Source organism: Sediminibacterium sp. FW305-C-61 (genome assembly GCF_058231065.1).
In genome coordinates, this window is sequence record NZ_JBIQXR010000005.1 from 111,392 (window position 1) to 123,185 (window position 11,794).

The 11,794-nt window shown below is 40.9% G+C and carries 9 protein-coding genes; 5 read left to right on the forward strand and 4 right to left on the reverse strand.

From position 1 onward, the window contains the following. Nucleotides 1-105 precede the first annotated feature (105 nt). Together ACH30E_RS13630 and ACH30E_RS13635 are read left to right on the forward strand one after the other, a co-directional pair. Complete coding sequence (locus tag ACH30E_RS13630; protein WP_490825362.1) at nt 106-555, forward strand: hypothetical protein; 450 nt, start codon at nt 106-108, stop codon at nt 553-555. Between the two features lie 140 nt (nt 556-695). Continuing rightward, a complete protein-coding gene (locus ACH30E_RS13635; RefSeq protein ID WP_490825361.1) occupies nt 696-3,104 on the forward strand; it encodes a zinc-dependent metalloprotease in 2,409 nt (802 codons plus the stop codon). A 139-nt stretch (nt 3,105-3,243) separates the two neighbouring features. On the opposite strand, the gene ACH30E_RS13640 is transcribed toward ACH30E_RS13635, so the two are convergent. Continuing rightward, nucleotides 3,244-4,869, reverse strand: a complete 1,626-nt coding sequence (locus ACH30E_RS13640) for a pyruvate dehydrogenase complex dihydrolipoamide acetyltransferase (protein WP_490825360.1) — start codon at nt 4,867-4,869, stop codon at nt 3,244-3,246. 110 nt (nt 4,870-4,979) lie between these two features. After that, nucleotides 4,980-6,434, reverse strand: a complete 1,455-nt coding sequence (locus tag ACH30E_RS13645; RefSeq protein WP_490825359.1) for an NADP-dependent isocitrate dehydrogenase — start codon at nt 6,432-6,434, stop codon at nt 4,980-4,982. A gap of 199 nt (nt 6,435-6,633) precedes the next feature. Between ACH30E_RS13645 and apaG the strand changes: the two genes are divergently transcribed. Further along, the gene (gene apaG / locus ACH30E_RS13650; protein ID WP_294997047.1) at nt 6,634-7,020 is read left to right on the forward strand and encodes a Co2+/Mg2+ efflux protein ApaG; all 387 of its coding nucleotides are present in this window, start codon (nt 6,634-6,636) and stop codon (nt 7,018-7,020) included. Nucleotides 7,021-7,060: 40 nt separating this feature from the next. Here apaG and gldB read toward each other — a convergent pair whose 3' ends face one another. Beyond that, a complete protein-coding gene (gene gldB / locus ACH30E_RS13655; RefSeq protein WP_490825358.1) occupies nt 7,061-8,062 on the reverse strand; it encodes a gliding motility lipoprotein GldB in 1,002 nt (333 codons plus the stop codon). Nucleotides 8,063-8,179: 117 nt separating this feature from the next. Here gldB and ACH30E_RS13660 point away from each other — a divergent pair, with 117 nt between their 5' ends. Together ACH30E_RS13660 and ACH30E_RS13665 are read left to right on the forward strand one after the other, a co-directional pair. Beyond that, nucleotides 8,180-9,862 carry an NAD+ synthase gene (locus tag ACH30E_RS13660; RefSeq protein ID WP_490825357.1) on the forward strand — a complete coding sequence of 561 codons (1,683 nt, stop codon included), beginning with the start codon at nt 8,180-8,182 and terminating at the stop codon, nt 9,860-9,862. A 334-nt stretch (nt 9,863-10,196) separates the two neighbouring features. Beyond that, nucleotides 10,197-10,724, forward strand: a complete 528-nt coding sequence (locus tag ACH30E_RS13665; protein WP_490825356.1) for an RBBP9/YdeN family alpha/beta hydrolase — start codon at nt 10,197-10,199, stop codon at nt 10,722-10,724. A gap of 106 nt (nt 10,725-10,830) precedes the next feature. Here ACH30E_RS13665 and ACH30E_RS13670 read toward each other — a convergent pair whose 3' ends face one another. Next, on the reverse strand, nt 10,831-11,664 hold the full coding sequence (locus tag ACH30E_RS13670) for a universal stress protein (protein ID WP_490825355.1): 834 nt from the start codon (nt 11,662-11,664) through the stop codon (nt 10,831-10,833). Between the last annotated feature and the right edge of the window lie 130 nt (nt 11,665-11,794).

Consider the following 11,794-nt stretch of genomic DNA (forward strand, 5'->3'; position numbering starts at 1 on the left):
TGTGCATTGACCGTGAAAACTTTTTAAAGCAGGTATTGATTTTTATTCACAAATAATTTTCTAACTTTCATTCCTCATCATTTACAACAACAAACTAATACCATCATGGCAAAAGCTAAAAAGAAAGCCGCAAAAAAAGCAGCTCCAAAAAAAGTTGCTAAAAAGCCTGCTAAAAAAGCAGTAAAAAAAGCAGCAAAAAAACCCGCAGCAAAAAAAGCAGCCCCTAAGAAAAAGGCAGCAGCTAAAAAAGCAGCTCCAAAGAAAAAAACAGCCGTAAAAAAAGCGGTTAAAAAAGCAGCAGCTAAAAAAGCAGCCCCTAAAAAGAAAGCGGCTCCTAAGAAAAAAGTAGCAGCTAAAAAACCGGCGGCAAAAAAAGCAGCAGCTAAAAAGCCAGTAGCTAAGAAGCCTGCAGCTAAAAAAGCAGCGCCAAAGAAAAAGGCCGCTCCTAAAAAGAAAACAGCTCCAAAACCAGCACCAGCGCCAGTTGCAGCTCCTGCACCAGCACCGGTAGAAGCTCCGGCTCCAAGCAATCCAGAGATTCCATTTACTGCTTAATATAGTTGTAAACAATCCATATTAATCCTGTTATCTCCTGATAACAGGATTTTTTTATTCCCCGAAACTGAAGCAGTAACATCCTTTTAAAATATCTTTATAGACGCTCAATTTAATTCCACTCACCAAAACTTTCATTCATGCGTAACTGGTTATTGGCTCTCACCTGTTTACTTTTCGGCAGTATACAGGCTCAAAACAGCAGCTCTAAAATTGCAGACAAAACAAAAAACATGAAACGGTATGATGGCTATTTCACCTTCTGGTGGGATGGCAATACCGGGAAAATCTGGCTGCAGGTTGACAAACTCAACCAGGAATTTCTTTACGTAAATTCATTACCTGCCGGATTAGGATCCAATGATATTGGACTCGATCGTGGGCAATTGGGAGGAACAAGGATTGTTTATTTCCAAAAAGTTGGCAAAAAACTCCTGATGGTTCAACCCAATTATCGCTACAGAGCGCTTTCCAATGATGAAAAAGAAAGAGAAGCAGTACAGGAATCATTCGCACAATCTACCATTGCCGGTTTTACCATTGATGAAGATGAAGGTGATAAAGTATTGGTAGACGCTACTTCCTTTTTCTTAAGGGATGCGCATGGTGTAGCTGATAAAATCCGGAGTATGCGTCAGGGCACTTATGCATTTAATGAATCGCGCTCTGCCATCTATTTACCCAATACGCGTAATTTCCCCCTCAATTCTGAATTTGAAGCCAGTATTACTTTTGTGGGTGGAAATGATGCTGGTCGTTATGTAAATGCTGTAACCCCATCGAGCGAAGCCATTACGGTACGCATGCACCACTCTTTTGTACAGCTTCCAGACGATAAATACAAACCCCGTAAACACGATATCCGCAGTGGTTATTTTGGTATATCCTACTATGATTTCAGCAGCCCTTTTTCGGAGCAAATTGAGCAAATGTTTATTTCCCGCCACAGACTCGAAAAGAAAGATCCCACGGCTACAATAAGCGACCCTGTAAAACCTATTGTTTACTATTTAGATAATGGCACCCCTGAGCCCATCCGTTCTGCCCTGCTTGAAGGCGGACGTTGGTGGAACCAGGCATTTGAAGCGGCAGGTTATCGAAATGCATTCATTGTAAAAGTATTACCCGATGATGCAGACCCGATGGATATACGGTATAATATGATCAACTGGGTTCACCGCTCTACCCGTGGCTGGAGTTATGGAGCTTCCGTAACAGATCCTCGTACCGGTGAGATCATTAAAGGACAGGTTACCTTAGGCTCACTGCGTGTGCGTCAGGACTACCTAATTTTCACCGGTTTATTATCTCCTTATGAAACAGGGAAGCCAGTACCAGCAACAATGCGGGAAGCAGCTTTACAGCGTCTTCGTCAATTGTCGGCCCACGAAATCGGACATACGCTTGGATTACAACACAATTACGCTTCCAGCTTTAATAACCGTGGCTCAGTGATGGATTACCCGCACCCTAATGTTTTTGTAAACAGCAAGGGAGAAATAGATTTCAGTAAAGTGTATACCAATGAAATTGGTGATTGGGACAAAAGAGCTATCCTATTTGGTTACCAGGATTTCCCTTCAGGAACGAATGAAGCTAATGCCCTGAATAAAATATTGGAAGAAAATACCCAGCGCGGGCTTTTATTTATAGCAGATGCAGATGCCCGTGCAGCAAGCGGTCTTCACCCCTATGCGCATTTATGGGATAATGGAAAAGATGTTGCGGATGAACTGAAAAATGTAATGCAGGTTCGTCAAAAAGCATTGGATCAGTTTTCTGAAAAAGCTATCCAGGAATCTATCCCTATGTCAAAATTGGAAGATGTACTAGTTCCTGTTTACAACTATCATCGCTACCAGGTTGAAGCTGTGTGCAAATTAATCGGGGGCATGAATTATAGTTATAATGTTAGAGGCGATGCGCAACAAAAACCCCAGGTACTTGATAATGCAATTCAACAAAAAGCATTACAGGCTGCTCTTGAATGTTTAAACCCGGAAGTGCTTACCCTACCCGACCGTATCAGCATGCTTATTCCCCCACGCCCACCAATGTATTATGGAATCGGTGAAACTTTTGCAAAACGAACTGGCATGAGTTTCGACCCCATGGCCGCAGCAGAAGCTTTGGCAGATTTTGAACTGGGCTTTTTATTTAGTCCTGAAAGGGCTAATCGTCTTGAACAATTTAAGGCTCAGGCCGGCACAATTGGATGGAGCGATGTATTAGATGCCATCATCAAAAAAACATGGATGGGTAAGAAAGCAGATGGTCTCAAAGCCCAGGTACAGGCACAAACACAGCAAATGGTGCTCACCTGGTTATTGGGACTTAGTCAGGATAAAACGGCCAATTATATGGTTAAATCTATTTGTTTTGACAGACTCAATTCTTTAAAAGCCTATGCAAAACAACAAGCTGCTGTTAATAGTGCCATGCGTGCACATTACCTGTATGCTGTTGAGAGAATAGAGAAACCAAAAGATATAGAACTCCCCCAACACCGCGATATAGCGCCAGGAGCACCAATTGGTTGTGAGTGGTGATGTGAATTGTGAATTGTCAATTGTGAATGGTGAATTCGAAGTAATACAAAAGATCCCCACCAATAAAAAAGCCTCCGTTAAGTACTTAAGGGAGGCTTTTTTATTGACAATTCACCATTGACAATTCACACTAAACAATTTACACCAACATTCTCAAAGGTTCTTCTAGTAAAGATTTCAGGGTTTGCAGGAAAGCAGCCCCCGTTGCACCATCAACAGAACGGTGGTCACAGCTAAGTGTAACTTTCATCACATTACCTGGAACAACCTGTCCGTTTTTCACCACAGGCACTTGTGAAATACCACCTACAGCTAGTATACAAGAGTCTGGCGGATTAATAATGGCAGTGAACTGATCAATACCATACATACCCAGGTTTGAAATGGTAAAGGTGCTTCCTTCCCAATCTGCGGGCTGCAATTTTTTATCTTTTGCTTTCTGTGCGTATTCTTTTACTTCAGCTCCAATCTGACTTAAAGATTTAGTATCTGCAAAGCGAACAACCGGAACCAATAATCCATCTTCTACTGCAACTGCTACACCAATATTTATATGATGGTTAAAGCGAATAGTATCACCGAGCCAGCTACTATTTACTTTAGGATGTTGTTTTAAAGCAAGAGCAGTTGCTTTAAGCACCATATCATTAAAGCTGATTTTTATCGGTGCAGTTTCATTAATCTTACCACGGGCAGCAACGGCTGCATCCATGTCAATTGACATGGTCAGATAGAAATGCGGTGCGGTAAACAGACTTTCACTTAAACGACGTGCAATTGTTTTACGCATTTGTGAAACAGGCACATCTTCAAAGCTAATTTGTCCGGCAGGAGCGGCATTTGCAATTGTATTTGCAGTTGCTTTAGCAGCAGGTGCTGCGGCCGGAGTTGCTGATGGCACATAAGCATCTACATCATTCTTGGTGATGCGTCCATTATCACCCGTTCCTTTTACATAACGCAGGTCTATTCCTTTTTCACCCGCTATTTTCTTAGCCAGTGGTGAGGCGAAAATTCTTCCTTCATTTACGACTTCCTGAGTTTGAGTAGAAGCAGGTGTTGCAATAGGCGCTGGTGCTGCAGTTGGGGCCGGTGCAGGAGTTGCTGCTGATGAAGCGCCGTTTTTAACGGATGCTACAATTCCATCAACATCAAGACCGGGTTTACCGATAATACATAAAAGGTCGTTCACCAGGATTTTCTCACCTGCTTTTGCGCCCTGGTATAATAAAACACCATCTTTATAACTTTCAAGTTCCATGGTGGCCTTATCGGTTTCGATATCTGCCAGCACTTCACCTTTCTTAACTGTATCACCCACATTTTTATGCCATCCTGCAATAACACCTTCTGTCATGGTATCGCTTAAGCGAGGCATTAATACTACTTCTTCCATATTGGCTGCATCAACAGAACTCGTCGATGCAGGTGCTGCAGGTGCCGCTGGGGCTGGTGCCGGAGCTTCCGTGGCTTGGGCCGGAGCTGCACCGCCTGCATGTTGTGCAAGCAAGGCTGAAATATCTTCTCCTGCCTTACCAAAAATGGCCAGAAGGTCGTTTACTTGTAATTTTCCTCCCTTTGGCGTACCAATATGCAACAAAATACCATCTTGGTAACTTTCCAGTTCCATAGTGGCTTTGTCTGTTTCTATTTCTGCAAGGAGGTCTCCTTTCTTTACTGCATCGCCCACATTCTTATGCCAGGCGGCAATAACACCTTCTGTCATCGTATCACTCAGTCGGGGCATTAAAATCACTTCTGCCATATAGTTTCGATTGCGCTTTTGTTTGAAGCCGTGAAATTAGGAAAAAAGCTGCAAGCTACCAGATTCATGCTGCAAGCCGCTTTTTTGGTGAAAAATGGCCTTTTATCCAATTATTGCCCCTGGGCCAGGCTATAAGCCTTTTTGTCGCCCCAGGCATTCAATAATTCTGTTGAGCAAATCTTAAAATCTGCTGATAATCTCTTGTACAGTTCCAGCACATCAACCTGTGTTAAGGCAATTTCTTCCACACTTTCAAAGCGGCACCTGTATTGATTTACAAGGTTGGTAAATACTGATCCTTTGGGCCATACCTGGGTACCACGATTACTGATGGTTACCAGTTTGAACAGGTCAAGCGTATGTTTCAGACATTTTTCTGCTACCAATTGAGGCTGTTCATTGCTTTCAATAAACATATCAACGCCCACAATTTTTTCTGCATTCGACTCGATGGTTTCGAGCATCGGATTTTTTTCCAGTTTAAATACAGTAGGTGTTACAGGAAGGTCGGCGAGCAATGGTTTTGGGTTATGCGCCGGCAGTTTGCCAAAATTGGCAATAATTGCTTCCGTAAACTGGGTAGTATTAACTGCTGGTATAGCTTTATCACCAAAATCACCTGTGTGAATGCCACTTTCCAGCGTAAAGAGTAGTGCATTTTCAATCATTGCGGCTGATTCCATCAATCCGAGGTGACGGAGCATGCCAATACCGCTTAACAACAAGGCAGTAGGGTTCGCAATATTTCTACCCGCAATATCCGGGGCCGTGCCATGAACCGCTTCAAAAATGGAAATATGATCACCGATATTTGCAGAAGGAGCGAAACCTAGTCCACCAACTAATCCGGCACAAAGATCACTCACAATATCTCCCTGTAAATTGGTAAGTACTACCACATCAAATAAATCTGGCTTACTAACCAGCTTCATACATAGATCATCCACAATTACATCATCAGCCTTTAATTCCGGATATTCTTTAGCCACTTCATAAAATACCTCCAGAAATAACCCATCTGTTATTTTCATAATATTTGCCTTGTGGCCGCAGGTAATGCGTCTTGCACCTTTCTTTTTGGCCATTTCAAAGGCATATTTTATCACCTGCATACTTCCCGGGCGGGTAATAAAGCGGCGGCTCAATGCCACATCATGGGTTAACATATGTTCAATACCGCCATAAGTATCTTCAATATTTTCCCTAACAATCGTAATATCGATGGGAATACCAGCTTTACTGAATACCGTATCTACCCCATGTAAAGTCTGGAAAGTACGCTTATTGGCATAGGTATTCCAGGTTTTACGTGCGGTAACATTCACACTTTTTACCCCTTTTCCTTTTGGTGTTTCCATCGGGCCTTTAAACAGAATACCCAGACTTTCAATAGTTTGCTGCGCTTCCGGGGTCATCCCATTACTGTATCCTTTGTCGAATACCCATTTACCCATATCTACAAAATCGTACTCTAAAGACACTTTGGCTGCGGTAAAAATCGATAGAACCGCATCCATAATTTCCGGGCCTATTCCATCCCCTTTTGCAACGGCAATCCTGGTCATGTTTTTCTCTTTTTTAAAGTGCTGCGAAGGTAAGGCCTGGAAGGTATTTTTCGTGTTAAAAATAAGGCGTTTGTCTTAGGGCTGGAGTCCATGGACCATCGACCATGGACCATGGACAAACCATCAATAAACTATACATTCGAATCGCTATCAGCTATTCACCTTTTTTTTGTATTTTTACTATATTCAAATCAACCGTATGGTATCCAAAATTTCAGAAGGTGTAGAAATCAGTGTGGAGACTTTTTTCCAGTCTGATTATAGCAACCCCCTGAATGGCGAATACATGTTTGCCTATCGGATTACCATTGAGAATCACAACAATTTTACCATCAAATTACTGCGCCGTCATTGGCATATTTTCGACAGTAATGGCGAGCATAGAGAAGTAGAAGGAGAAGGTGTGGTTGGCATCCAACCTGTACTGCAACCTGGTGAACATTATCAGTACGTAAGCGGATGTAACCTCAGAACTGAAATGGGTAAAATGTATGGCACTTACCAGATGGAAAATCAACACACAAAGCTTCCATTCGAAGTGAATATTCCTGCTTTTGATATGATTGTTCCTTCAAAAATGAATTGATTATTTCATTAAATCCGGAACAGTTTTAAACTGGTCTTTATCAGGGTTTGTACTTAGCCTGTTCGAATATCTTTACCGGATTGGTTTCCATCAGTAATTTCAGATTGTCTTTTTCTTTTTGCCCCGACATCCATTTTTTCACTATCTGCCATCCCACAAATTGTCCGATAAAACCCGGTGAAGCTTCTCCTAATGTGGGTGTGTTAGGCGCATCACTCATATAATCGCGAATAATTTCCGGATCGCTGATAAATAAGAGGTTATTCTGAATGAAAAAGCTCCAGATATTTTTTTCGTTTTCATAGCAACCATCTAACTGCTTTTGGGTATACCCTGTTTTCAGGGTATCCGCAGCATAAGGCATTAATTGATCAAGCAAATAAAGCCTTTTACCCGCTTCTACCATCTGGGCAAATAAGGGCTGATTCGCATAAGCCGGTGGATAAAGGTCATCTATGATATTTTTAATTGAGTTAACCGCAATATACTCCCTACTGAATCTGCGTGATATATAACGCGGATACAATTGCTGCCCTTCTTCACTAAGGTATAGCGGGTGATTCGTGCCGAGGTAAAGTTGAAGTCCAATGGCCAATGCATCAGTAGTAATAATACTACCATAACTATTTAGGGGGCCAATAAATGTGATGATTTTTTCAGGCAGCCTATAATCGGGAAAATAATGTTTTACAAATTTCATTCCTTCCTGGATCTCATTTACCTCTTTGGTAAGGTCGGGATATAAACCAGCAATATCTTTCGCCATCCCCTGATAACTGCGAATAAAAGCAGGTACATCAGTTGTAAATGAGCTGCTTGAACTACCGAGTATATTAAAGAGAAAATCCTGGGTAAAACCATAGTATTCAGTAGTGAGATCCTGCAAAGCTGTTTCAAAATGAAGGGTATCCATGGTAAAAAAAGACCGTTCAAAACGGAGAAGCGATACTGGCGCCTTGATTGCGGAAACATCCGGCACTTTCCTTTTATTACCACAGGAAACAATAATCAGGGCAAAAAATATCCAAAGCCAGCGATTCATAATTATCCGGTTTTTGCAAAGATGCTGATAAATGGGCTTGATCAAATCAAAGAACCTTGTAAAACCTATGCAAAAGTTACGGAACTTTGTACCTGAGCTCAATTAACAGGTAATTGTATGAAGATTAGCATTGCACAACAGAATTATCATATCGGAAATTTCGAGTTGAACACCTCCCGCATAATTGATGCAATTAAAGCAGCGAAAGTTGAAGGGGCAGATCTGGTAATGTTCAGCGAAATGAGCATATGTGGTTATCCTGCCAGGGATTTTGTAGAATTCAACGATTTTATCAATAAATGTTATGATGCCGTTGATCAGATTCGCGAGCATGCCGATACGATTGGTGTATTAATTGGCTCTCCGGCCCGTAACAGTATCCTGAAAGGGAAAGATCTTTTTAATGCGGCTTTCTTTTTATATGAAAAAGAAGTGAAAGCCGAGATTCATAAAACACTTTTACCTACCTATGATGTGTTCGATGAATACCGTTACTTCGAACCAGCTTATGAATGGAAAATAGTTCCTTTCAAAGGAAAAAAACTGGCCATCACCATTTGTGAAGACATCTGGAACATGGGCGACAACCCTTTATACCGCATTTGTCCGATGGATCAGTTAATGGAACAGTCGCCAGATATAATGCTTAATATCAGCGCCTCCCCATTTGATTACACCCATGATGAAGACAGGAAATCTGTGATCAAGGCCAATGTTCAGAAATACAAATTACCCATGTTCTATTGCAATGCAGTAGGAAGTCAAACAGAAATTGTGTTCGATGGCGCATCCCTTGTATTTGATAAAGACGCAAATCTTTGTGCTGCTTTACCCATGTTTGAAGAAGCCATGGTAACCATTGAACTTAATGAAGATGGTAGCATTAATGCACCGATTCTCGAACCTGCCAGCAGGGTACCAGATAAAGAATTGAATCCCGCTACACTGGAACCTGCATTGAATATACATCAGGTATATGATGCACTTATTTTAGGCATTCGTGATTATTTTTCTAAAATGGGTTTTACCAAAGCCATACTGGGTTCTTCCGGAGGAATTGATTCGGCTGTTACATTGGCCCTTGCCTGTGATGCACTTGGCGCTGAGAATGTAAGAGCTATATTGATGCCATCGCCTTACTCAACCGACCATTCTGTTAATGATGCAGTAGCACTTAGTAAGAATCTGGGTAATCCTTACGACATCATCCGGATTGATGATGTATACAATGCCTTTACAAAAACCCTTGAACCCGTGTTTAATGGCTTGCCATTTTCACTTGCGGAAGAAAATATACAAAGCAGATCAAGGGGCAACTTATTGATGGCCATTGCTAATAAATTCGGCTATATCCTTTTAAACACTTCCAATAAAAGTGAACTTGCTACTGGTTATGGCACATTGTATGGCGATATGGCTGGTGGACTCGGCGTACTTGGCGATTGTTATAAATTACAAGTGTATGAACTGGCTAAATACATAAACAGAAACAGCGAAATCATTCCGGAAAATATTATTACCAAAGCACCTAGTGCCGAATTAAGACCCAATCAGAAAGACAGCGACAGTTTACCCGATTACAGCCTGCTCGATCAGGTACTCTATCAGTATATAGAAAAAAGAATGGGACCTGGTGAGATTAAATCAATGGGATATGAAGCTGCACTGGTAGACAGAACACTAAAGATGGTAAACAACAATGAATATAAACGCAATCAGTTTTGTCCAATCATCCGAATTTCACCCAAAGCATTTGGGGTTGGTAGAAGGGTGCCGATTGTAGGTAAATACCTTAATTAATCGTTTATAATCATTGCGGTCTGGAATTATGGCTTCAAGCTGCAGGCTGCAAGCTGCAAGCCTTGATGGGTGCTTATTATAGGCTTTCTGCTTTTATTGGAATAAATGTATGGGACTGCGGATTAGAAATTTATAATTAGTCGGTAATAGAAATACTTATTTGCCTTAAATACATTGTTTAAGACCCGAATTCAATATAAAAAACTGTAACACGTGGCTGGTGGGGCTCAACTGATTTTTTTTGCGAGTGGAACGGTTTACATACTTGCTTTTTAGATATAGTTAGCGTATTCAACCGAATTAATCATTTTATAAACAAACATACCTAATCGCAATGACCACTTATTTCATCGTTCCTGGCTTAGGTAATTCTGGTCAGGAACATTGGCAGAGTTATTTCGAAAGATCTGGAGATAATTTTTCCAGGATAGAACAGGATAACTGGGACTCCCCACATTGTGAAGACTGGATAAAAACCATTGATGATACACTAAAAAATTTCGACATATCCAATGTTGTATTAATTGCACATAGTCTCGGTTGTGCTACTATTGCACATTGGTTTGAAAAATATAAAAGACAAATAAAAGGAGCATTACTGGTTGCACCAAGTGATTTGGAAGCGCCACAGTACACCTTCCCTGCAACAGGATTTGCACCGATACCACTTAATAAATTACCATTTCCCACCATTGTTGTAGCCAGCGCAAATGACAACTGGGTTAGTCTGGAAAGAGCTCAATACTTTGCCGATTGCTGGGGTAGCGGTTTTATCAACCTGGGTGATGCAGGACATATAAATGTTGCATCTGGTTATACCAACTGGGACGAAGGATTGGAAATATTAAAAAGATTGGGTTAATTTTATCATTAAACCCCTACCCGATAATCATGTTAAACAAAATATACCACCTTTTCTCACAGATGATCATTATAGTCACTCATTTTGCAATGAGCTGATACCATATTTATTCATGAATCACCATAATCGGTACATGGCTATGGTAGGCCAATCGCTTTGTTGCACTTGAATGAAATAACCCTTCAAATAAACCGTGTTTCTTTGGAATGGTAATAATAAGGTCTACCATTTTTTCTTGTGCCACAATATTTACAGCTTCCACAAAATTATTGTTGTTTTCAAACTGATATTGTGGATTATATCCCTGCAGTAAGGTATCTAACATCAAGCTTTCAAAAGGAGTATCTGCAGACCAGCTTCTGTTTTCATGGTCTACATGTAATACGTAGAGTTTGGCAGATGTAGCATCCAGTATTTCTTTAATAGGCGCAACAGGTGTTGTTTCCACCACCTTATTAAAATCACAGGCCAGCATTACTTCATCTATTTTAGTAAATACGGCTTTGGGGGGCACGATAATAACAGGCACTGTTCCATTTTTGGCAACACTCAATGCATTTGATCCAATAAGTTTTTCTTCAAGCATAGAAGCTCCTGTTACACCCATTACTATCAGACTTGCTCCTGTATCGGCACATATTTCATCTAATCCTTTACCGAGATAATCATATCGCGCCAAAGTAGATACTTTAATTTCAGGGGTACAGAAAGGACAAACAACAGATTTAAACTTCTGCAAAGCAACTTCACTGCTCTCTTTCAGGGTATCTATATCTGGCATAACCACTGTTGGCACCATTGGATCAATATTAACTGGTGCGGCATAAGCATGGTAAAGTATAACTTCCGTTGCTTTTAACTGGTCTGCCAGCTTAAAAGCATACAATGCCGCATTCTTTGCGGTTGCAGAGAAATCAGTGGGAACGAGTATCTTTTTCATATCACATGTTTATGTAGTAAAACTATCAAGAACCGTGCGCGAAAAAAATGACATTGGTCAGGGTATGGGTTGCTTTTAATCAGTTTATGTACAATAATCCTCGCTAATAGCCATTTATCTTAAAAACTGT

What these genes read in the sequence shown, in the direction of transcription:
- ACH30E_RS13630 (WP_490825362.1), top strand. Translation starts at nt 106, where the DNA reads ATGGCAAAAGCTAAAAAGAAAGCCGCAAAAAAAGCAGCTCCAAAAAAA.
- ACH30E_RS13635 (WP_490825361.1), top strand. Translation starts at nt 696, where the DNA reads ATGCGTAACTGGTTATTGGCTCTCACCTGTTTACTTTTCGGCAGTATA.
- ACH30E_RS13640 (WP_490825360.1), bottom strand. Translation starts at nt 4,869, where the DNA reads ATGGCAGAAGTGATTTTAATGCCCCGACTGAGTGATACGATGACAGAA.
- ACH30E_RS13645 (WP_490825359.1), bottom strand. Translation starts at nt 6,434, where the DNA reads ATGACCAGGATTGCCGTTGCAAAAGGGGATGGAATAGGCCCGGAAATT.
- apaG (WP_294997047.1), top strand. Translation starts at nt 6,634, where the DNA reads ATGGTATCCAAAATTTCAGAAGGTGTAGAAATCAGTGTGGAGACTTTT.
- gldB (WP_490825358.1), bottom strand. Translation starts at nt 8,062, where the DNA reads ATGAATCGCTGGCTTTGGATATTTTTTGCCCTGATTATTGTTTCCTGT.
- ACH30E_RS13660 (WP_490825357.1), top strand. Translation starts at nt 8,180, where the DNA reads ATGAAGATTAGCATTGCACAACAGAATTATCATATCGGAAATTTCGAG.
- ACH30E_RS13665 (WP_490825356.1), top strand. Translation starts at nt 10,197, where the DNA reads ATGACCACTTATTTCATCGTTCCTGGCTTAGGTAATTCTGGTCAGGAA.
- ACH30E_RS13670 (WP_490825355.1), bottom strand. Translation starts at nt 11,664, where the DNA reads ATGAAAAAGATACTCGTTCCCACTGATTTCTCTGCAACCGCAAAGAAT.